20 protein-coding genes are annotated in these 21841 nt (G+C 35.7%); 3 read left to right on the plus strand and 17 right to left on the minus strand.

Going from position 1 to position 21841, the window contains the following annotated elements:
- Positions 1–22 precede the first annotated feature (22 nt).
- The 7 genes from ftsH to pth form a co-directional block, all read right to left on the minus strand.
- On the minus strand, positions 23–2203 hold the full coding sequence (gene ftsH, locus F5ESL0237_RS06085) for an ATP-dependent zinc metalloprotease FtsH (RefSeq protein ID WP_122024904.1): 2181 nt from the start codon (positions 2201–2203) through the stop codon (positions 23–25).
- 102 nt (positions 2204–2305) lie between these two features.
- On the minus strand, positions 2306–3565 hold the full coding sequence (tilS, locus tag F5ESL0237_RS06090; protein WP_122022153.1) for a tRNA lysidine(34) synthetase TilS: 1260 nt from the start codon (positions 3563–3565) through the stop codon (positions 2306–2308).
- Complete coding sequence (locus F5ESL0237_RS06095) at positions 3555–3920, minus strand: S1 RNA-binding domain-containing protein (protein ID WP_122024905.1); 366 nt, start codon at positions 3918–3920, stop codon at positions 3555–3557. Before F5ESL0237_RS06095 ends, tilS begins: the two co-directional genes overlap by 11 nt.
- Positions 3917–4303 (minus strand): septum formation initiator family protein, encoded by a 387-nt coding sequence (locus F5ESL0237_RS06100; RefSeq protein ID WP_122022155.1) that lies wholly within the window; start codon positions 4301–4303, stop codon positions 3917–3919. The genes F5ESL0237_RS06095 and F5ESL0237_RS06100 overlap by 4 nt, the downstream gene beginning before the upstream one ends.
- 79 nt (positions 4304–4382) lie before the next feature.
- Positions 4383–4625 (minus strand): RNA-binding S4 domain-containing protein, encoded by a 243-nt coding sequence (locus F5ESL0237_RS06105; RefSeq protein ID WP_118896006.1) that lies wholly within the window; start codon positions 4623–4625, stop codon positions 4383–4385.
- 16 nt (positions 4626–4641) lie between these two features.
- Positions 4642–8133 carry a transcription-repair coupling factor gene (mfd, locus tag F5ESL0237_RS06110; protein WP_122024906.1) on the minus strand — a complete coding sequence of 1164 codons (3492 nt, stop codon included), beginning with the start codon at positions 8131–8133 and terminating at the stop codon, positions 4642–4644.
- Position 8134: 1 nt separating this feature from the next.
- Positions 8135–8701, minus strand: a complete 567-nt coding sequence (gene pth / locus F5ESL0237_RS06115; protein WP_090092376.1) for an aminoacyl-tRNA hydrolase — start codon at positions 8699–8701, stop codon at positions 8135–8137.
- A 227-nt stretch (positions 8702–8928) separates the two neighbouring features.
- Here pth and cbpA point away from each other — a divergent pair, with 227 nt between their 5' ends.
- The gene (cbpA, locus tag F5ESL0237_RS06120; protein ID WP_090092378.1) at positions 8929–9636 is read left to right on the plus strand and encodes a cyclic di-AMP binding protein CbpA; all 708 of its coding nucleotides are present in this window, start codon (positions 8929–8931) and stop codon (positions 9634–9636) included.
- Between the two features lie 45 nt (positions 9637–9681).
- Here cbpA and alr read toward each other — a convergent pair whose 3' ends face one another.
- The 7 genes from alr to rbsK form a co-directional block, all read right to left on the minus strand.
- On the minus strand, positions 9682–10827 hold the full coding sequence (gene alr / locus F5ESL0237_RS06125) for an alanine racemase (protein WP_122022158.1): 1146 nt from the start codon (positions 10825–10827) through the stop codon (positions 9682–9684).
- Position 10828: 1 nt separating this feature from the next.
- The gene (acpS, locus tag F5ESL0237_RS06130; protein ID WP_122024907.1) at positions 10829–11182 is read right to left on the minus strand and encodes a holo-ACP synthase; all 354 of its coding nucleotides are present in this window, start codon (positions 11180–11182) and stop codon (positions 10829–10831) included.
- A gap of 75 nt (positions 11183–11257) precedes the next feature.
- A complete protein-coding gene (locus tag F5ESL0237_RS06135) occupies positions 11258–12757 on the minus strand; it encodes a DEAD/DEAH box helicase (RefSeq protein ID WP_122022160.1) in 1500 nt (499 codons plus the stop codon).
- A gap of 9 nt (positions 12758–12766) precedes the next feature.
- Positions 12767–14134: a UDP-N-acetylmuramoyl-tripeptide--D-alanyl-D-alanine ligase gene (gene murF / locus F5ESL0237_RS06140; protein ID WP_122024908.1), complete on the minus strand. Its 1368-nt coding sequence runs from the start codon at positions 14132–14134 to the stop codon at positions 12767–12769.
- Between the two features lie 120 nt (positions 14135–14254).
- Entirely contained in the window at positions 14255–14503 is a 249-nt protein-coding gene (locus F5ESL0237_RS06145) for a type B 50S ribosomal protein L31 (RefSeq protein ID WP_090092385.1), read from the minus strand.
- 181 nt (positions 14504–14684) lie between these two features.
- Positions 14685–15593, minus strand: coding sequence for an L-lactate dehydrogenase (locus tag F5ESL0237_RS06150; protein ID WP_122024909.1), 909 nt, complete (start codon positions 15591–15593; stop codon positions 14685–14687).
- Between the two features lie 36 nt (positions 15594–15629).
- Positions 15630–16541 carry a ribokinase gene (gene rbsK, locus F5ESL0237_RS06155; protein ID WP_122025072.1) on the minus strand — a complete coding sequence of 304 codons (912 nt, stop codon included), beginning with the start codon at positions 16539–16541 and terminating at the stop codon, positions 15630–15632.
- A gap of 210 nt (positions 16542–16751) precedes the next feature.
- Between rbsK and F5ESL0237_RS06160 the strand changes: the two genes are divergently transcribed.
- Both F5ESL0237_RS06160 and F5ESL0237_RS06165 read left to right on the plus strand, forming a co-directional pair.
- Positions 16752–18053, plus strand: coding sequence for an APC family permease (locus F5ESL0237_RS06160; RefSeq protein ID WP_122024910.1), 1302 nt, complete (start codon positions 16752–16754; stop codon positions 18051–18053).
- Positions 18054–18229: 176 nt separating this feature from the next.
- Positions 18230–18853 (plus strand): hypothetical protein, encoded by a 624-nt coding sequence (locus F5ESL0237_RS06165; protein WP_122024911.1) that lies wholly within the window; start codon positions 18230–18232, stop codon positions 18851–18853.
- A 272-nt stretch (positions 18854–19125) separates the two neighbouring features.
- Here the strand turns inward: F5ESL0237_RS06165 and F5ESL0237_RS06170 are convergent, their stop codons facing one another.
- From F5ESL0237_RS06170 to F5ESL0237_RS06180, 3 genes are all read right to left on the minus strand, one after another.
- Positions 19126–19611, minus strand: coding sequence for a PTS glucose transporter subunit IIA (locus tag F5ESL0237_RS06170; protein WP_122024912.1), 486 nt, complete (start codon positions 19609–19611; stop codon positions 19126–19128).
- 15 nt (positions 19612–19626) lie between these two features.
- Entirely contained in the window at positions 19627–20379 is a 753-nt protein-coding gene (locus tag F5ESL0237_RS06175; protein WP_122024913.1) for a DeoR/GlpR family DNA-binding transcription regulator, read from the minus strand.
- Positions 20380–20447: 68 nt separating this feature from the next.
- Positions 20448–21821, minus strand: coding sequence for a PTS transporter subunit EIIC (locus tag F5ESL0237_RS06180; protein ID WP_122024914.1), 1374 nt, complete (start codon positions 21819–21821; stop codon positions 20448–20450).
- Positions 21822–21841 lie beyond the last annotated feature (20 nt).

Below are 21841 nucleotides of genomic sequence, written 5' to 3' on the forward strand. Positions count from 1 at the left end.
CCTAGCTAGGCCCTATTTGTAATTAGTCTTGCGGATGATTATCCGAAGCCTTTTTATTTTTATTTTTATCAGTTTTTGCAACTGACTCAGACTTATTAGAATCAGACTCCTTAGACTCAAGTGAAGATTTGGCTTTCACCGGATTTTCAGGATTTCTTGCTTCTACTTCTTGGTTTTTTTGTGCGGGAGTTTCCGACTTACCATCAGCCATAATTTCCTTATGATTGTCTTTCTTCTCAGCCGCAGCTTTAGCTTCCTCATAAGTTAAAACTTTAGATTCGCTAGGATATTCTTGCTCAGTCTTTTCTGGCATCTTACCAGTGGTATAGAGTGCCATAATTTGCTTTTCATCTAACGTTTCATATTTAAGTAATGCTTCAGCAATAATGCGGTGTTTTTCACGATTATTCTTTACAATCTCAACCGCCTGAGTATGAGCTTCATCAAGTATTTCTCTGACTGCTTCATCAATTTTAGCCGAAGTAGCCTCACTATACGGCTTTAAGCCATATGGATTGGTTTCACCCTCTTTTTCTAATTCAACCATTCCTAAAGAATCAGTCATACCATAATTAACTACCATACTATGAGCAATTGCAGTTGCTTGTTCAAAGTCATTCGATGCTCCAGTTGATTGATCACCTACAACAACTTCTTCACCGGCACGTCCACCCATTAAACCAACAATTTGTTCCATTAATTGCTTTTTAGTCAGAAGGAATTGATCATCTTTAGGCATCATTAAATTATAACCACCAGTACGACCATGGGGAACAATAGTAACCTTGCGTACAGTACGTGAATCGCTTAAAACCAAACCACAAATTGAGTGCCCCGCTTCATGAAAGGCAACTCGTTGTCTTTCTTTTTGTGAAATCATACTATTACGCTTAGCTGGACCAGCAATAACACGATCTTCAGCTTCATCTAAATCAAGAGCAGTAATTTCTGATCCATTACGTCTAGCAGCTAATAAAGCAGCTTCATTTAATAGGTTAGCTAAATCAGCACCAACAAAACCTGGAGTTTGCCGGGCGATTTCTTTTAAATCAACATCATCTGCAAGTGGCATGTTTTTAGCATGTACCCGCAAAATTGCTTCACGTCCACGTACATCTGGTGAACCCACTAAAATCTTACGGTCAAAACGACCAGGTCGCAATAACGCTGGGTCTAAAACATCTGACCGGTTAGTGGCAGCAATAACAATTACGCCTTCATTTCCTTCAAAACCATCCATTTCCACTAACAACTGGTTTAAAGTCTGTTCGCGTTCATCATTACCACCACCACTGGCATTACTACCACGGCGACGACCAATCGCATCAATTTCATCAATAAAAATGATACTTGGGGCATTCTTTTTCGCATTAGTAAATAAATCACGCACACGACTGGCCCCAACCCCAACAAACATTTCCACAAAATCAGAACCTGAAATTGAAAAGAACGGCACATTGGCTTCACCCGCTACAGCACGGGCTAACAAAGTTTTACCCGTACCTGGAGGACCCTCTAATAAAACTCCAGATGGGATTTTTGCTCCAAGTTTAGTGAACTTAGCTGGATTTTTTAAAAATTCAACTACTTCAACTAACTCTTGCTTTTCTTCTTCTTCACCTGCAACGTCAGAGAAACGAATTTTATTTTTCTTTGGATCCTCTGGTTTAACATGTGAGCGACCGAAATTCATAATTCCGCCATTGCCACCTCGACCACCGCCACTTTGGCTAATCATCATCCAAAGTAAAACGATAAAGAGAATTGTCGGCACTAGCATTACAATAGTAGAAATCCAGTTACCAGATTGTGACTCACCCTGAGTGGTCATTTTTGTACCATTTTGTTGAGCTAAATCTTGTATTTTAGACACACTTGAATCATTCTGAAGCATAGTTGTAGAAAAGTGATCTACTTTTGCAACAGATTTATCATTAAAAAAATCAAAACTTGATTTTTCTTTACTATTTTGTGCTTCCTTATAGCTTCCTGAAATCGTATACACACCATTGGCAGGCTGAACGTTAAAACTTTTAACTTTACCTTGATCTAAATCTTTTACAAATTCTGAATAGCTAATATTTTCACTACCACCAGAACTATTAGATCCACCAAGTGCCCAGTTGATTCCCGCTACTAACAAAAGGAAAACAACTAAATAGAACAAACCATTTGAAAACAGCCGATTCCGGTTATTCTTCATAAAAAACCTCCGCAAAGTTTCTATAGATACACGAATAAAAGTTTATCACAAATTTCACTAATGCTCTATCTTTTTAAAATTTCTTATCAATTGATTGCATAATCAATTGATCGCATATATGTAATATTTTTGTTCATTTTCACTAACCAACTGATTGTGATACGTATGTTCCACGTATACAGTAACACCATTTGCATATACGCTTAAACAATATGGCCGTAATAAGTTAGGGATACTGTTTTCCGCAAACTTTTTTTTACTTAGCACATGATGGCCATTCTTTAAAGGCAATTTTTTACCTTGAGCTAAAAGTCCTACACTAAATTTAGCTTTAGCTGGCGCTTTAAAGCAATCAATTAAAGTTCCATGTTCCGGTTTGCTTCTACTAATTATGAAGCGGCGCTGATTAAAGGAAAACTCATAATCGATCTTAATCGATTTGCTCTTTTCTAATACTGGTAGCTTGTTTTTGCATAAATAAAAATAGCCTTGGTAACTAATAAGTTTAAAGCCAGATAAGTTTTCATTAACACGTCTATGCCAAGTGCGCCAAATAAAATATTGCCAATAAGAAATTTGTTCTGCCCTAGACAAAGTGGATAAAGTACTTATCGGTAAGCGATATGATACCCCAACAAAAGGTTCTGGCTGTACTAATTGATCAAATCGATGGGCAACTAATGAAAGCAATAAATTAATTTGGTTACTAAATCGCAACGCATTACGTCCAATTAATGGATTCTCTTTTTTTAAAAGCGGAACAACATTATGACGTAAGCGATTCCGTAAAACATCATCCTGGTCATTAGTTTGATCAATCACAAAAGGAATATGATTAGCCTTATCATAGGCGAATAAAGCCGCCTTTTCCATTGATAACAAGGGCCTCAATAACAGAAATTCTTGAAAATGACTTATAGCCTGCAAATTATTCATTTCACTTGGATTCCCTGAACGAATAAATTTAAGCAAAATATTTTCTATTAAATCGTCCAAATGATGCGCTGTTAGCAAATAATCAGCATGTCTAGCTCTAGCTGTTCGTAACAAAAATGAATAGCGGTACGCACGGGCAGCTGCCTCTATGCCTTTTTCCGGATGCATTTCAACTGGCCAATACTCATTTACTACTGCAATTTCTTTATTTTGGCAATAGTTATTAATTACCTCAATTTCACGATGAGCATCAGGTCTTAATTGGTGGTCTAGATGTGCCGCAACTAATCTAAAATTATACTTACCCCTTAATTTATAGAGCATATCCAGTAATGCCATTGAATCTGGCCCACCACTTGTGGCGACAACTAAAGTTTTAGCAGATAAAGAAATTTTTCTTTGATTAAAAAAATTTTCAATTTGCATAGATAACCAGTTCTTGTTCTAATTTTTTGATTTCTGTCTGGCTATTACTTACGGTCTCAGCCAAAACAGATAAAAAATTTTCCTTTTTTGTTTGCAAAAAATCATTGGTCTGATCAATCAGCTGTGAATCATTTACCCGCATTTTTGACAGACTTATTTTCCCGCGATAATTGTGGATAACAACCACCCTTATAGCTTGACCACTGTGATAATTTTGCCGTTCGTGTAACCAGTTAGCCCCAAAATCTTTATGATAAATCAGTCCAAACTTGTTTTTGGGTAGTGTCACAAATATACCCAAATCTGTAATTTTATTGATCACACCTGTAATACGCTGTCCTACTTGATACTTCATTGATCCTTATTTTTTTCCTCAGGTAAATTATAAATTGTTTCATTTGGCTTAGAGTATAAAAATTTAAAACGAACCAATTTAGCTACATAATCTGAATCTTTCAAGTTATCTCGTTTAATCGATAAACTACGTTTTTGCTCATTAAGTTCGCTAAGTGTTTGCTTAGAGGTCTGCACTTGATCATTTATTTGCTTTGTTTGCATATACGTATGCATTATTTGCATACCCAACAACACAAATAAAATCACAAAACCACCAGCAATTAGCCTACGCCGAACTCGATGAACATGTTTTATATATTTTTCACGCTGCCGCTGCTTTTTTACTAGAAGAGCTAGTTGCTCCTTTTCACCTGGCGAATTGTAAATACGTGGTCCTTTCATGGCTTTCCCCTATATAAATTAAATTAATCCTAATTCAATTATAACAATGACTAAAATAAATGTCATATATCTAAGTTGCTTAATCAACTAATTCATAAAGTTCACTTGCTTCAGCTTTTTTAGTTGTTTCTCGAATAGCACACACTTTTGCTTTAACTGTTCTGGAACCATAACCAACCTCAATCAGGTCACCAAGTTTTACCTCGTAACTTGACTTCACTACTTTATCGTTTACCCTAATTCGTCCTTGATCAGCCATTTCTTTAGCAATTGGCCGTCTTTTAACTAAACGGGAAACTTTCAAAAATTTATCAATTCTCATTGTTCTGCCTCAATTCTTATCTTTGAATAATATCACTTGCTGCACTCATAAATTTAATTAGTTCATTAATCAACTGTCTCTTAGACATATTATCTAAAAGCGTCAACAGCACAACCAAGTGCTTTTGTGGATTTAAATTAATTTTGACTTTTAAGGAAACATGTTCTAAAGCTTTAAAAATATTAGGTCCAGTCAATTCTTTACTAGCTGAAACATCAAATTCAACTTTTATTTGTTGCTTTACTCTAATAATACTCAACACTTGGGCTAAGTCAGCTTCAAGTTTTAAATTTGAAATTGCCAAAAGATTTTCAACTGGTTCAGGATAATCACCAAAACGATCAATTAATTCATCCTGGATTTCCTGAATTTCATCAAAATTAGCAGCCTTGATTTTTTTATAAAATTCAATTTTTTCTTCTTGGTCACTAATATAACTTTCGGGAATATAAGCTTCAAAATCTAGCTCAATTTCCGCATTACTCTTTTTGACTTTATGCTTACCCTTGCGGTTATCAATTGCATCGCTGAGCATCTGTGAATATAAATCATACCCTACGCTGTCAATAAAGCCATGTTGCTGTGCTCCAAGCATATTGCCAGCACCCCTAATTGACAAATCACGCATTGCTATTTTAAAGCCTGAACCTAATTCAGTAAAATCACGAATCGCTTCTAAGCGCTTTTCACCCACTTCAGTTAACACTCGATTAGGCTGATATAAGAAATAGGCATAAGCCAACCTTGCACTACGCCCGATTCGTCCGCGCAACTGATAAAGCTGACTTAAACCATAATGGTCGGCATTTTCAATGACCATCGTATTTACATTAGGCATATCAATACCTGTTTCAATAATTGTAGTTGTGACCAAAATATCAAATTCGCGATTTAAAAAGCGATATAAAATATCCTCCATCTGATTTTTGCTCATTCGACCATGTACGCTAGCAATTCGAGCCGTAGGCAATAGCTCTTGTAACCTGACTACCACATCATCAATATCACCAATTCGATTGTGTAAATAAAAGACTTGCCCATCGCGTTGCATTTCACGCAAGCAGGCATCCTTGACCACGCTTGGCAATTCCTCCATGACATAAGTTTGAATTGGAAAACGGTTAGAAGGCGGTGTTTCCATCACCGAAAGATCACGTACACCAACCATTGACATATGTAGGGTCCTTGGAATTGGCGTAGCTGTTAGTGTTAATACATCAATATTAGCTTTTAGTTCTTTTAGACGTTCTTTGTGCTTAACGCCAAATCGTTGTTCTTCATCAACAATTAGCAGTCCCAAGTCTTTAAACTGCACATCTTTAGATAAAAGTCGGTGCGTACCTACAACTAAATCAAGCTTACCCGCCTGAAGTTCAGCAATAATTTTTTGGGTTTCACTTGCAGTTTGAAACCTTGATAAGACTGCATAATTAACTGGAAAGTTTTTAAATCGATCTTGAATTGTTTCAAAGTGTTGTTGAGCCAGAATAGTTGTTGGCACTAAAAAAGCCACTTGCTTACCACTTTCAATCGCTTTAAAGGCAGCCCGTAATGCCACTTCAGTTTTACCAAAACCTACATCACCAACTAATAAACGATCCATTGGTTTCTCTTGTTCCATATCATGCTTGATTTCTTTAGTCGAGCGTAACTGGTCAGCTGTTTCAACATAAGGAAAAGCAGCTTCAAACTGCTGTTGTAATTCATCATCCGGAGCAAAAGCAAAACCTTTTTCTGCTTCACGTTTTGCATAAAGTTCAATCAGGTCATCTGCAATATCTTCAACTTTAGACTGAACTTTACGCTTGGTATTAGCCCATTCACTGCCACCTAATTTATTAATATGCGGCTGCTTTCCTTCTGAAGCAACATACTTTTGCACCAACTTTAATTGATCAGCTGGAACAAATAACTGATCACCATGTTGATAAGTTATAGTAATATAATCGCGCTTAATTCCTTGGTTTTCTAGCGTCTTAATTCCTTCAAAACGGCCAATCCCGTGATTGACGTGCACAACATAATCGCCTGGTTTTAACTCAGTATAATTACGTAAACGCTGTGCATTTTCTAATGTTTTAATTTTTGAGGGTTGGTGAGTGGGTTTATTAAATAATTCTTGTTCAGTTAAATAAACTAACTTACTATTAGGTAAAGAAAAGCCACGCATAAATGAGCCAACAATTATTTGCGTTTGTTGCTCAATTAACTGATCAGCTTCAACTATGGGAACATTTAAACCAAATTCAGCTAAAGTCTGCTTAATTTGCTGTGCTCTTTGAATATTATCTGCTTGCAAGATAACCGTTTGTTTCTTTTTTTGATAAGACTCAATTTCAGTTTTCAACAGCGGCATCTGACTAAAGAACTCTTGAGGCTGTCTAGTTTGCCAATCAAGGAGTTGCCCTAACCGAACTCGACCAATACTCCTTTGAAAAGGGGAAAAATATACATGATGGTGCCCGTCTATAGCCCAATTTTTATAAAAATCACTGCGCACTACTTGCCCTGGCAACATTGCACCGGTCTTCAATTCGTCAGCAATAAAGTCTGCATTTTGCTGATCTACTGTTTTAATTGACTGATTAATTAAAGACCAATCATCCAATACAATTAAGCCATCTTTAGTTAGATAATCTAAAATGCTACTTGAATTAGAAAGTAAGAAGTCAATTAGAAAAGAATAGTTCTGGGGTAAATTATTATCATTCAAATTCGCTAAAATTGAAGTAAAATGATTTTCCACTTCTTCTTTCGGTGCTGGAGCATCGGCCATTGCAACTTCAATTTGCTTAACTGCACTTTTAAAGTTATGTGCAGTAAAAACATGATCCTGCGCTGGTCCTACTGTTAAAGCCTTAATTTCTTTTTGACTACGCTGACTAGCTAAATCTAATTCGCGCATAGTATCAATTTGATCACCAAAGAATTCGATTCTAACTGGATTTTCACGATCTAGAGGATAAATATCTAAAATGTCACCTCGTAAAGCAAATTCTCCTGGTTTAGCTACTAAATTTTCCCGTCGATACCCTGAACTAACCAACCAACTTGTTAAATCAGCTAAATCGTACTCAGCTTCAGCCCTAAATTCTTGCCTTACAGCTTGATATTCTTTAGGATTAGACAATTTGTATTGCATCCCTTGTGGGGTAGTTAGCACAATTCCTTGTTCACCAGTTAATAAAAAGTTAAGTGCTTGTATTCGACTACTCAGTTCATCCGGTGAGCTAACTGCTGCTTGGGTAGCAATCGTTGCATTCAATGGAAAAAGCTGTACTCTACCATCTGGCATTAACTGCTTTAATTCACCATAGAGCTTTTGCACCTTGTTTTCATTCTCTTCAATTAAAATTATTGGTCGGTCAAGCTCACTTACTAGCTGACATAAAAGTACACTAAAAGCACCAGCATTGGCACCGGTGATGAGTGAATTTTTCACATTAACTGTTTTAGCTATAAAATTAGTTAATTCTTGATCTTTTTCAATTAAATTAGTTAAACGCATATCAATTATATTTATTCATCAAAAATTGGCAACCCTTACCAGTAATAAAATCAGTAATTACATCACTACTAATTTCAAAAGCATTATCCATTAATTTTTGTTGCTCCATACTAAATTTGGATAAAACCCACGAAATAACACTAGCTTCAGTAACATTAGCTGGATGTTTGATACCGATTTTGAGCCGGTTAAAATCACTAGTGCCAAGATCGCGAATGATACTTTTAATTCCGTTATGCCCACCAGATTTACCAGTTGCCCGAATTCTAATTTTTCCTAATGGTAGATCCATATCATCTTGTATAATCAAAACATCTTGTGCCTTAATTTTAAAAAAGTGGGCAAATTGGGCAACTGAGCGGCCAGATTCATTCATAAAAGTTTGTGGTTCAAGAAAAATAACATCTTCACCCTTAATAACTTGTTTAATATATCTGCCTTCAAACTTTTCGCGCTCAAGCTGAAGGGAACCTTGCTTTAAATAATAATCTAGCGCCATAAAGCCTGTATTATGCTTGGTACCATCATATTTTTTACCTGGATTTCCTAAACCAACAATTAATTTCATTAGTAATTCCCCTTACTTTTAATCGTATTTAATGAATAGTATAGCCACCTCATAGGATAATTAATAAGCATACTTACATTTACATGTACATGTGAAGTAAAAATCTTTTTTAATTATCCTGTACGTGCTAAACTCTATTTATCCAATATTTAATTTTAATACTTATCTAATTAATATACTATTATGTTATAATTATCTAGAACAATTTTTATAATGGAGGCAGTTTCATGCTTATTAAATCTTTAGTTATCAAAAAAGATTATCTAACAACAGTCAACGAACATGCTACATTAGCTGAAGCCCTGGAAACTTTAGAAGATTCGGGCTACAGATGTGTACCTATTTTAGATGATACTGGAACTATTTTTCGTGGGAATATTTATAAGATGCATATTTACCGCCACAAATCTCAAGGAAAAGATATGGATTTACCAGTAACACATCTACTTAAAAACGCAACTAAAACAATTAAAGTTAATTCACCATTTTTTAAAGTATTCTTCACAATAAAAGACCTACCTTACATCTCTGTTCTAGATGAAAGCGGTAAGTTCTATGGTATTTTAACACACTCTCGCTTATTAGACATGTTATCTGATGCATGGAATCTTAAAACCGGTTCGTATGTCCTCACCGTTTTAACCGATAATTCAAATGGTAATTTAGTAAAAATGGCAAAAATTATTAATAAATATTCTAATATCGCTGGAACAATGAGTTTAGATGCATCTACTGCTCAGCAAAGTCATAATTTCGTTCGCCGAATCTTATTTACTCTTCCAGCTGGTGTGAGTGAAGAAACACTGAAAACTATTGTTGGTAAATTAGAACATAAGGGTTACGTAGTTGCAGAAATTGAAGATTTACAAGCTGGCATGACCATTATGAGCGATGAAAATCCAGGAGTTTATCTCAATAAGCCAATTAATGATTAATTTCATTGACAAAAAAGACATTGCTTTTGCAATGTCTTTTTTTGATTAGCAATTCAATTGCCCGTAATATTTACGCGGTAAGCGATCATCTAATAAACAAGCTACTTCATAATGAATTGAATCAACATAATCAGCTGCCGCCTTAATATTATTAGGAGCTAGTGGGTCATTAGAAATCAGCACTACTTCTGTACCCACGGGCATTTCATGAGGCAATCGCACCATTAATTGATCCATACATATTCGTCCCACAATTGGGCAATATTCGTTTCCTACTTTTATTTTAAAGCCCTGAAACTTACGAATAAAACCGTCAGCATATCCTACTGGTACCGTGCCAATTATTTGATCACTAGTTGCAACATAAGTTGAACCATAGCCTACCCCCTGATTGGCATGAATGGTGTGCACCTGCACTAGTTCACTTTCAAATGAAAGGGCGGGTTTTAATTTAATTGTTAGTGACAAATCTGGACTAGTAGGATTTGAGGATGGATTCAAACCATAAATTCCAATTCCAAAGCGCACTAAATCGCTATGAACACCCTTATTAAAAACACTAGCTGCCGTATTATCCACGTGAATCCATTTGGGCTTTACTTTAAGCAATTTTTTTAAATGATTAAAGCGCTGAACTTGACTTTTAAAGTAAGTATCATCACTACTATCAGCTGAAGCAAAATGAGTAAATAGTCCTTCAACAAAAAAATTAGGATTATTTAATAAAAAATTATTAGCGTTGAGAAATTCAGCATCCTCACTAAAACCAATTCGCCCCATCCCAGAATCAATCGCCAAATGTATTTTAAGAACTAAATCTGCATTTTCTGCTACTAAGATTTTTTCTGCATCTTCTAACCACGCTAAATTGGGAACTGCTAGGGAAATATCATTAGCAGCAGCTAGCGAGACAAATTTAGGTGGTGTTACACCCAAGACTAGAATTGGCTGAACAATCCCTGCTTGACGCAACTCTAAGGCCTCATCTAAAATAGCCACGCAAAAACCACTCACACCAACTTTTACTGCCTCTTGAGCAACTTGTACAGCCCCATGTCCATACGCATTAGCTTTAACAACCGCAAACAATTTTTGCCCCGGTTCTAAATGTCTTATTTCTTCTTTTATATTTTGCCTAATAGCTGCCAAATCAACACAAACAGCAGCCGGACGATGTATTCCTGGAATCATTTTATTTCTCCAAAACAACTAATGTGACTATTTCATCATTGTCGTGGGTAATACTCGACCAAATTTTACCAGTAAACTTTGGTGAAGTTGTCACCGGATGCCCTACCTTATCCCACAGCGTTTCAACATCTTGCAATCCAATTTCTTTTCCAAGTCCAGTCCCCATGGCCTTAGAAAAAGATTCTTTTATTGAAAAACGACCACCTAAATATTCTACTTTTCGCTTATTAACCATCTTTTGATATTGAGCAAATTCCTTAGGCGTTAAAACTTTTTTTGCAAAAGAATCGCCCTTGGTCACAATTTTTGCCACACGTTCAACTTCAATAGCATCAATACCTACGCCTACAATCATTTTTTTACCTCATATAAAAAAGTATAATACAAAAAAAGAGTTGTACATCAGGCCAACTCATTATTTTGTAAATCATTAATCCTTTTTACTTTTAATCACAAAACTATGACTGCTATTTGCTTTATGTGAACGATCACCGCGATAATTACCATGGCCACGATTACCACCACGATAATTACTATGACCTCGGCTTCCACCACGGTAATTACCACGACCGCGACTTCTGTTTCCGCTGCGACGCCCATCGCCACCTTTATATGGCAATGGCTTTTGGGAACTGATTTTGACTTCAACATTAGAAGAATCTTTTGATAAATTCTTAAGTAAGGCACTTGCTAAATCAATAGCCGAATAATTTTCTAATAACTCAGCAGCATCAGCAGCATATTTAGTCAAGTCTTCCTTTAGCAAATCCTCAACCTTAGTCTTAGCAAGTTTCAACTGGCCTCTTAAAGCTTCATCATCTGAAGGTGGAGCAAGCGGGGTCATCTTCTTCTTGGTTAATTGCTCAATTGTTCTCATATAGCCCAATTCATTTGGTGTAACAAAGGTAATAGAGCTCCCATTTTGACCAGCCCGACCCGTACGTCCAATACGGTGGACGTATGAATCTGGATCCTGCGGAATATCATAGTTGTAAACGTGCGTTACGCCTGAAATATCTAACCCACGCGCAGCAACATCGGTAGCAACTAGAATATCAAGTTTACTAGCTCTAAAGCGTTTTAAAACACTTATTCTTCGTGCCTGTGATAAATCGCCATGAATTCCAGCTGCATTATAGCCGCGGGCTTGCAAGCCTCGTGTAACCTCATCAACACGTCGCTTTGTTCGCACAAAAACCACTGCTAAATCAGGACTTTCAACATCAATTAACCGACACATAATGTCAAATTTTTCAGAGTCTTTTGCTCTAACATAATATTGATCAATCAAATCAGCAGTTAGTTCCTTAGTCTTAATTCGGACTATTTCTGGATTATCCATAAACTTTTCACTAATATTCATAATTGGCTTAGGCATAGTTGCACTGAAAAGTAAAGTCTGCTTGCGATTTTTAACATAACTTAAAATGCTTTCAATGTCTTGAATAAAACCCATATCAAGCATTTCGTCAGCTTCATCTAAAACAATAGTGTTAACATCTGCTAAATTAATTGTCTTACGCTTTAAGTGATCGAGTAGTCTTCCGGGGGTACCAACTAAAATCGCTGGTACATGATTCTTAAGTGAACGAATCTGTCTACTAATGTCCGCCCCACCATATACGACCTGCACACGGGCACGTTCATCACGTCCTAAGCGAAAAAGCTCTTCTTGCGTCTGAATTGCCAGTTCGCGAGTCGGTTCAATAATTAAGGCTTGAATTACCTTCTTATCTTTGTCTAAATTTTGTAAGATTGGTAAAGCAAAAGCAGCAGTCTTACCTGTTCCTGTTTGTGCTTGACCAATTACATCCTTGCCTGCTAAAGCAAGGGGAATTGTCTCTTCCTGGATTGGTGTCGCTTCTTCAAAGCCTGAACGTTTAATAGCTTTTAAAAGCTCATCATTTAATCCTAATTCCGAAAATTTCACTAAATTCTCCTATCTAAGCCGCTCTAGTACCTTTTCCAGATGCATGCCATGCGATCCCTTAAGAACAACTATATCATGCGGCTTAATATCATTTTTCAAATCAGCAATCATGTGCTGCATCTGATCTTTTGTATAATAATGCAAATGCTCATCGGAATATATTCCCTTGAGAACATTTGCTAAATTCTTCATTTCTGAGCCAAATAAATATACTTCATTTATTACTTGTGGGTCAAGACAATCCGCTAATTTAGCATGGAGACTATCCGACTGCTGCCCCAATTCTAACATATCGCCTAAAACGGCAATCCGTCTACTATCTTTTGGTACTTCAATTTGACCAAAACTAGTTAAAACAGCACGTACAGCTGTCGGGTTTGAATTATAGACATCGCTCATAATGTCTTCGCCTACATCGCCTTTTTCCCACTCCATTCGGTTAGCAGTAGGCGTAAAGCCAGCCAAAGCCGCTGCAATTTCTTCATCACTTTCACCAAAATAACGCCCTACACACAAAGCCGATAGTGCATTAGAAACATTATGTTTACCAATCATGGGAATAGTAAATTGATTATCAGAATTGTTAACCGTAAATGTAGCATGACGCTTATAACTTCGATAACCTGTCATATAAACTGTATCATTTTTTGCTAGGCCAAAGGTAACTTTTGCTTGGTTAATTTTCTTAGCTCGCGCTTGCAAAAGCGGTTCATCACCGTTATAGATAAGTTCGCCGTCTTCACGCAAAAAATCAGTAATTTCCATCTTCGCATCAGCAATTGCTGCCCGCGAGCCTAAAAATTCAATATGGGCTTCCCCAATCATTGTAATTACAGCAACATCCGGATGAGTAAGCTCACTTAATAAATGTAATTGCCCTGCATGATCCATTCCCATTTCCAAAACCAGAATCTCTGTATTAGGTTTCATTTCCAAAATAGTCATTGGCACACCAATTTCGTTATTAAAGTTCCCATCAGTCTTATGAACGTTAAACCTTTTAGCCAAAACAGCTGAGGTCATATCTTTGGTAGTAGTTTTGCCATTAGAACCAGTTATTCCAACTACAGTTGGATTAACTTTATTAAGATAATACTGTGCTAGCTGTTGCATACTAGTTAAAGGATCTTCAACTTCTAGAATTGCAATATTATTAGGCTTATTGGGGTGACCCTTTTGCCATAAAGTGGCACTGGCCCCATTGTTGATTGCGTTATCAATGAAGTCATGTCCGTCCCTTTCTCCTTTCAATGGGACGAATAAGCCGCCAGCTGTAATTTTTCTTGAATCAAAGACAACAGAAGTAATAACAGTTTGCTCGTTGCCCTCACAAGTTGAATTAATTGCCTTGGCAATTTCTGCCAGTTGCATTTTCATCTATTTTTCTCCTAGCTAAAAAGAAATTTGGGTAAAGCATCCTAATCCAATTTTAAATAAGCCATAGGCTTTACATAAAAAAGCAGCCCCAATGGGACTGCTTCCACCAGATCAAAGATACTACTTCTCTTTCATACCATACTTCTTGTTGAATTTTTCGATTCGACCATCGGCCTGAGCAAACTTTTGCTTGCCAGTGTAAAATGGATGAGAATCTGAAGTGATTTCAACCCGAATTAATGGATAAGTCTTACCTTCGTAATCTACTGTTTCTTTTGACTTTACAGTTGAACCTGCAACAAATTTAGCACCTGTTGCTGAGTCCATAAAGACAACTTCTTGGTAATCTGGATGAATGCCTTGTTTCATGTTTATTACTCCTTTGCCATGGCTTTATTGCAAACCATAGATTAATCGATTAACGCTAAATACAATAACATTTTTAATGTTAAATTTCAAGCCTTAATAATTATAACAGGCTTAGTAATTTAAAACAATGATTCCTAGATTTAGGATCACATAACTATTAGATATTTTTGCTCACTATAAATTATGCTTGCGATTTTTCTTTGATTGTTTCAGCAGATTTTTGTAGCAATTCCTCTTCTGCTGCTGTTAGTTTTAAGTTAATTTTAGCAACTATTCCTTCTCGCCCAACAACAGCTGGATAAGACATATAAGTGTCATATTTTTCTTGAAAACTCGACACTGGTAATTCTGTGCGTGCATCAGTTAAAATTGTCCGAACAATTCTAACAGCCGCAGCTGAAACACCATAATTAGTATAACCCTTACCGTTAAAAACCGTAAAACCCCCTTCTTTAATTTCATTATCAAGATCCTCTACTCGCCAAGATCCATCTTGTGTAAATTCAGAAATTGGTTGCTGCAAAACTTTTACAGTCGACCAAGCTGTAAATTGTGAATTGCCATGCTCACCTAAAGCAAAACCACTTACTGAACGTGGATCAACATCAAATTTTTGTGCTACTACTTTTTTCATACGTGCAGTATCAAGTAAAGTACCTGTTCCAATCACATGTTCTTTAGGTAATCCCGTTAATTGTTGATATAGATTAGTAATTGCATCGACTGGATTAGATATAACTAACAAAATTCCATCGAAGCCACTCTTTTTGATTGCATCAGTAATTGGCTTCAATTGTTTTTTATTGAATTCTAGTTCTTCAAAACGATCGCCTTTAGTTTCAAGCGAAATCCTGCCTAAGGTGCTAATTACAATTTGAGCATCTTTTAAAGCTGAGTAATCATTAACCTTAATATTTACGTGATTGGGCAAGTTAGCCATAGCATCTTCAAAGTCAACTGCATCAGCTTTGACCTTTTTTTCATTAACATCAATCATTACTAAATCATCAACTAGTTCTGAAATGATCAATTGATGTGCTACAGTACAGCCGACATGACCATCACCAATAATTCCAATCTTTGTTGTCATAATACCTACCTCTTTTTCTTTGCTTAATAACTTTACTTAAATTTTTTCGATTTCTTTAAGATAAGGAATTGAAGGCTGTGCACCATATCTTTGAACAGTGAGTGACGAAGCTTTATTAGCAAAATTGATTGCATTACTTAAGTTAACTAAATTGGGTTTAAGAGTACTTGCCAGTGCTCCAATAAAGGTATCACCCGCAGCAGTGGTATCGACAGCCTTGACTTTATATGCTGGAACTAACCCACTCTTAGACTGAAAATCATAAAAAGCTCCCTTGGAGCCAATAGTGATAATGACTGTAGCCACACCTAGCTGATGTAATTTTTCAGCGGCTTTTTTAGCACTAGCTTCATCAACAACCTGTACATTAGTAATTGTAGCAGCTTCTGTTTCATTAGGAATAATTATATCTGTTAATTTAAGCAATTCTGAAGGGATTTCTTCCATTGCAGGAGCAGGATTTAAAATGGTTTTAATCCCAGCTTGATGAGCTATTGCAAAAGCTGTAATAGTGGCCGCAATTGGCGTCTCAAATTGAGCCACAACAAAATCGCTATCAGTGAGTAATGATCTATTCTGACTAACATAATTTTGGTCAAAGCGATAATTGGCACCAGAATATATTGTAATTGAATTCTGCCCAGCATCATCAACAGTAATGTAGGCTTGCCCCGTTGATTCTTGGTCAACTGTCATAACTCCACTTGTATCAATCTTTTCCTGTTTAAGTGCGGCAAGCAATTCCTTACCTGGTGCATCATTACCAACAGCACCAATAAATTTCACAGTACAACCAGCTCGAGCTGCTGCAACTGCTTGATTAGCACCCTTCCCACCGGCAGCAGAATAGTGATCTTTAGCATGGATTGTTTCGCCAGGTTTTGCCATCCGCTTTACTCGTAGATTAGTATCAAAATTAAGGCTACCGACTACTGTAACTTTACTCATTTTTTCTCCTTTATACATATAAAAGAAAGATCATCAACATTATTTCCTCCAAATAATAACACGTAATTGCCTTCAAGTATGCAAGAAGTAAATATTTTCTATTTCCTTTAAGTTTATTAATTATCTTTTACAAATAATCTTTTTATTTTGCAAACCTTATCCTATAATTACAATGATAAATTTAATTTTGATTTAATAAGGTATTGAACAATGAAAAGACAATTAAACTTCTTCGCAGCTTTGGCAACCGTCATGGGGACAATGATTGGCGGTGGTGCTTTTTTTAAAATTGCTAATACTTCTACACTTACCCATAACCCTTGGCTGAGTATTCTTGTTTGGCCACTTGCTGGATTTATCACGCTGATGGCGGGCTTAAGCATCGCCGAATTAGCTGCAATTTTCCCTGAAGAAGGTGGTCCGGTTAAATACCTCGAAAAAATTTATGGTCCCAAAGTTGCTTTTTTATTTGGTTGGTCATTAATTATTATCTATTATCCAGCTAACATTGGCGCTTTAGCTATCGTTTTTGCAACTCAACTTAAAGCAATTCCTGGCTTTAGTCACCTTTCAATTACAGCAATTGCACTGATTGTCATGCTTATAATTCTTGCTATTAATTGGCTTGGTTCTAAATTAAGTGGACAAGTTCAAAAAATTGCTTTGATAATTAAATTAATTCCCATTCTAGCTATCATTGTATTAGCCGTCATTAGCAATCAAAACCATTTAGTTTCAGCTCCTCGACCACAAATTTCATCTGCAAGTGGTGCTGTTGCCTTTGGCCAAGCTTTGTTAGCAGTTTTATTTGCTTACGACGGTTGGTTAAGCATTGGTAATTTGGCTAGTGAGATTAAAAATCCAGCCAAAACACTTGCTAAAGCAATCATTTGGGGATTATTTGGGGTAACTGTCATTTATACCTTGCTTAATTGGAGCTTCATCAAAATACTTCCTTGGAAACTGATTGTGGGCAATCAAGCAACGGCGCTTTTGACGTCGCAACAGTTGTTCGGCAATTTTGGGAGTATCATTATTAGTTTTGGAATTTTAGTTTCAATTTCCGGAGCAATTAATGGTCACCTACTGTTAGGATCAAGGATGCCATATGTTCTTGGGAAAGAAAACAAATTACCTGGTGCCAAATTTTTCGGCACCCTAAATCAAAAAACAGCAGTACCCACAAATAGCATGCTGTTTGAGTGTTTGGTCGCGACCATTATGATTTTTTCCGGAACTTTTGACTCACTAACTGATATGCTAGTTTATGTTTCTTGGATTTTCTCAATTTTATTATTTATTGGCGTCTTGCTCTTACGAATTAAAAAGCCTAACCTCCAGCGACCATATAAGACTCCCTGGTATCCACTACCACCTATTCTAGCTATTATTGGCGCTAGTTTTATCGTCATTAGTACCACCCTTACCCAACCCATTTTAGCTTTAACCGGTATTTTACTCACTCTGAGTGGCTGGCCTGTGTACCTTTATGTCCAGCATCAAAATAAATAGAAGTAATTGGAGCTATTTTTAACTAGTTAATTACTCCCTGTCCGCTAAACTTTATAATTTTACAAAAATGATGAGAATTTTTACTTTCTGTAACCATAACTTAACAATTAATTTATAATCCTTAATATGTTCTGTGTTAAAATACATAGGTATTTATTAATTAGAGAGGTAAAATTATGAAATTTAATAAAAAAATAATTACCCTTGCTGTAGCAGGTATTACTGCCGTTTCCCCAATTATTAGTCAATCTGCACTTGTTTTAGCTGATACTACTAATCAAATAACTAACAATACTGCAAAAACTGATGCCAATACTGCAACTACTGACAATTCAAATGCTAGTCAAGACAACAAGGTAACTGCACCTAACGCTGATGCACAAAAGCCTAAAGAAGACAACAAAGTTGTTGCACCAAACCCGAATGCTGATGCACAAAAGCCTAAAGAAGAAGCCCAGACTCAAGAACCAAAAGCTAAGTTAATTAAAACTAGTGCTAAATGGTCCAAAAAGCAGAAAGCTGCCAATAAATATTACAATGCTGCTATCAAGAAGGGACGCAAACTTTCTAAGTTAAAGCGTTTAAACCTATATACTGATACTTTGAAGCACTTTTCTAAGAATCATGCTAGTTATGCTAAAAAATATCGTGCTTATTTAAAAGCAGAAATTAACTGGTTAAAGCCAATTGTTGAAAAGGAACAACAAGCTAAAATTGTTAATCCACTACCTGATGTACCAACTGATCACCCAGTAGATACACCAAGCAAGACGGACAAAGCTCCTGAAAACAAAAAATAATTTTTTAGTTAAATAGATTTTAGAGCAATATTCTTCATTATGATAATGAAGAATATTGCTTTTTATTATCTTAATAATTCAATTCACATATCACATAAAAAAGATGGCTATAAGATAAATTAAAGCTAGCCTCACATTAGTTGGACTTAATATTAGTGAATGCACTAACTATTTTTATTTATATTTTAAAAAAACAAAAAGCTTAGAAATATTAACAATTTCTAAGCTTTTTATATATGTTCATTAAAAAAATATTAAGCTTATTATTGACACTATAGTGATTCAAGCACAACTTCGCCTGCATTAATTAGTGAGCCGTACTCAGGAACCGGAACTATTTCTCTGTCAAACCCTTTAGTAAATACAACTATCGTAGTTGGATCATAACCTTGTTTTTCAAAAAAATCTGGTTTAATTTTAATCAAAGGTTGATTCTTAGTTACTTTATCTCCTTGATTTACAAGTAGCTCAAATCCCTTTCCATTAAGGTTAACAGTATCTAACCCAATGTGTATTAAAATTTCTAATCCTTGTTTACTCTTTAAACCAACTGCATGCTTCGTTTCTGGAATCATAATTATTTCTGCATCAATTGGAGCAACTATTTCAGCTGTATCACCACTAGGGATAACTGCAAAACCATCACCCATCATTTTTTGCGAAAATATATCATCTTTTACATCAGTTATCTTTACTAACTTACCTGAAATTGGAACAACTATTTCAGCTTTTACTTTTCTGGAAAATAACTTAAACACATTTATCCTCCCTTTTTACGACTTAAAAGTCTTAGGAACTACCATCTGCGTACCCTCAGCAATTTCACTATCAAACTGATCAGAAATCAAAGTTGCCTCCTTTAATTGTAAAGCACTCACTATTGATGTCACACCAAACTTACTGCTATCGCATAAAATATAAGATTGAATCGACCGTTGACTAATTATTCTTTTTTTAGAAGATTCTTCAATTGATGGTGTCATATAACCTGTTTCAACATTTACACCACTGATGCCAAAAAAGGCTTTGTCAAAATGTAAATCTTTTAAGGTTGCCTCGGTTAAGGAACCAGTCAAAGACGAGGTAAAACCATTATAATTACCGCCAATTAAAACAACATCAGCAACTAAATTACCTAAAATACTACAAACCTGTGTATTAGTAGTATAGATAACAACTTGTCTATTAACTATTTGCTTTAAAAGAAGTGTACACGTCGATCCTGAATCAATATATATCGTGTCATGATCTTGAATAATGCTTGAAGCTAATTTACAAATTTCTTCTTTTTCTTGTAAATGCATCGTTGCTTTTTTTATAAAAGATATTTCACCAATCTTTGATACTAGCTGAATCGCTCCACCAAAAAGGTACTCAATCTTTCCCTTTTTTTCAAGAACTTTAATATCTCTTCTTAGCGTAGATAATGATACTTCAGGAATTTGTTGATGCAATTCATCAAGTTTAATCATTTTATTATTTTTTAAAATTGTTAAAATTTTGTTTTGTCTCTCAACAGGTAACAAATATTTTTCTCCATAACTAATACTTAATAACTCTTTCACTTCCTTTCAATTATACTATCAAAAATTTCCTACGCCAATTTTTCTTCTCTACTTGTAACTAAGAACCCTAGAACTATACCTACTACTGTAGAAATCCCAAGTCCAATCATTGCATTAATAAAATTGCCACCTGATTTAGAGATAAATGCTGGAAAAGTAGTTACACTACCAAATACAAATGCCGTAGTAAATACTTTAGTTAAACCAAGATAAGCTCCACCAACTGCTCCAGCTATTATTTGTGCTAACCAAATCTTTCGGTTTTTAACTAACAAACCAAATAAAGTTGGTTCAATAATTGCCGATAAACAAATTGTAATGATACCAGTTATAGAGAAATTTTTTAATTCTTTATCTCTCGTTTTTAACCAAACGCCAAAGGCAGTACCAATAACAGCAAAATTGCAAGCAAACGTCAACGGGCAAATATAATCAAATCCCTTAGTAGCAATATTATTAATCATGATTGGATTAACCGCCCAATGAATACCAAAAGATACTAAGAAACTCCACCCGCCACCAACTACAATGCCACAAAGAATTGGGGCATTTTTAATTAACCAATTGACAGCATCACCGACAATTTGACCACCGTATACTCCCAATGGGCCAATAACAATCACTGTTAATGGAACCATTATTAATAAAGAAATTAAGGGTGTAATAACTAACTGTAAATTTTCTGGAACATGCTTTTCCAGCCATTTATATAGGTATGAATATGCCCAAATGGAAATCAAAATTGGCACAACTGTTGAGTTATAATTCATTAAAACTACGGGTATTCCCATAAAAGATGACATCGCACCATTACCATGATTACCCATCAGCTGGATAAAATCTGGAAATAACAAGGCCCCCGCAATTAAAGCACCAATATATGGACTGACTTTAAACCGATTAGATGCGGAAAAAGCTAATAGAATTGGCAAGAAATAGAATACTGCCTTAGAAGCAGCAGTTAAAATCACAAAAGTACCACTTTTTTGACTTACTAATCCTAGCTGACTACTCAAAAGTAATAATCCATATAGGATTCCTGAACCTGCCAATGCCGGTAATAATGGGGCAAATATTCCCGCAATAGCCGTAAACAAATTATTTATCCAATCTTTTAAACCATGAATTTCTGGTTTAGTTTCAACGTTTGTATTTCCTGAACCGTTCACTAGACTTTCAAAGGCATCGTATACTTTAGGAACATCAAGACCTATTAAAACCTGATATTGACCACCTCCACGGGCAACATTTATTACTCCATCAATTGCTTTGACCTTAGTATCATCTACATTGTCGTTTTTCAAAGTCAATCTTAGTCTGGTAGCGCAATGTGTCATATTTGTGATATTTTTTGATCCACCTACTGCTTGAAGTATTCCCTGCGCAGTTTTTTTATAATCCATAGATTTGCACCTTCTTACTT

Origin of the sequence: Lactobacillus sp. ESL0237, assembly GCF_003692985.1 — a bacterium.
Lineage (GTDB): Bacteria > Bacillota > Bacilli > Lactobacillales > Lactobacillaceae > Lactobacillus > Lactobacillus bombicola.

What these genes read in the sequence shown, in the direction of transcription:
- pth (WP_090092376.1), bottom strand. Translation starts at nt 8,701, where the DNA reads ATGAAATTAATTGTTGGTTTAGGAAATCCAGGTAAAAAATATGATGGT.
- F5ESL0237_RS06100 (WP_122022155.1), bottom strand. Translation starts at nt 4,303, where the DNA reads ATGAAAGGACCACGTATTTACAATTCGCCAGGTGAAAAGGAGCAACTA.
- mfd (WP_122024906.1), bottom strand. Translation starts at nt 8,133, where the DNA reads ATGCGTTTAACTAATTTAATTGAAAAAGATCAAGAATTAACTAATTTT.
- acpS (WP_122024907.1), bottom strand. Translation starts at nt 11,182, where the DNA reads ATGATTGTAGGCGTAGGTATTGATGCTATTGAAGTTGAACGTGTGGCA.
- alr (WP_122022158.1), bottom strand. Translation starts at nt 10,827, where the DNA reads ATGATTCCAGGAATACATCGTCCGGCTGCTGTTTGTGTTGATTTGGCA.
- F5ESL0237_RS06180 (WP_122024914.1), bottom strand. Translation starts at nt 21,821, where the DNA reads ATGGATTATAAAAAAACTGCGCAGGGAATACTTCAAGCAGTAGGTGGA.
- rbsK (WP_122025072.1), bottom strand. Translation starts at nt 16,541, where the DNA reads ATGAGTAAAGTTACAGTAGTCGGTAGCCTTAATTTTGATACTAATCTA.
- F5ESL0237_RS06095 (WP_122024905.1), bottom strand. Translation starts at nt 3,920, where the DNA reads ATGAAGTATCAAGTAGGACAGCGTATTACAGGTGTGATCAATAAAATT.
- F5ESL0237_RS06105 (WP_118896006.1), bottom strand. Translation starts at nt 4,625, where the DNA reads ATGAGAATTGATAAATTTTTGAAAGTTTCCCGTTTAGTTAAAAGACGG.
- murF (WP_122024908.1), bottom strand. Translation starts at nt 14,134, where the DNA reads ATGAAAATGCAACTGGCAGAAATTGCCAAGGCAATTAATTCAACTTGT.
- cbpA (WP_090092378.1), top strand. Translation starts at nt 8,929, where the DNA reads ATGCTTATTAAATCTTTAGTTATCAAAAAAGATTATCTAACAACAGTC.
- F5ESL0237_RS06160 (WP_122024910.1), top strand. Translation starts at nt 16,752, where the DNA reads ATGAAAAGACAATTAAACTTCTTCGCAGCTTTGGCAACCGTCATGGGG.
- F5ESL0237_RS06165 (WP_122024911.1), top strand. Translation starts at nt 18,230, where the DNA reads ATGAAATTTAATAAAAAAATAATTACCCTTGCTGTAGCAGGTATTACT.
- tilS (WP_122022153.1), bottom strand. Translation starts at nt 3,565, where the DNA reads ATGCAAATTGAAAATTTTTTTAATCAAAGAAAAATTTCTTTATCTGCT.
- ftsH (WP_122024904.1), bottom strand. Translation starts at nt 2,203, where the DNA reads ATGAAGAATAACCGGAATCGGCTGTTTTCAAATGGTTTGTTCTATTTA.
- F5ESL0237_RS06145 (WP_090092385.1), bottom strand. Translation starts at nt 14,503, where the DNA reads ATGAAACAAGGCATTCATCCAGATTACCAAGAAGTTGTCTTTATGGAC.
- F5ESL0237_RS06150 (WP_122024909.1), bottom strand. Translation starts at nt 15,593, where the DNA reads ATGACAACAAAGATTGGAATTATTGGTGATGGTCATGTCGGCTGTACT.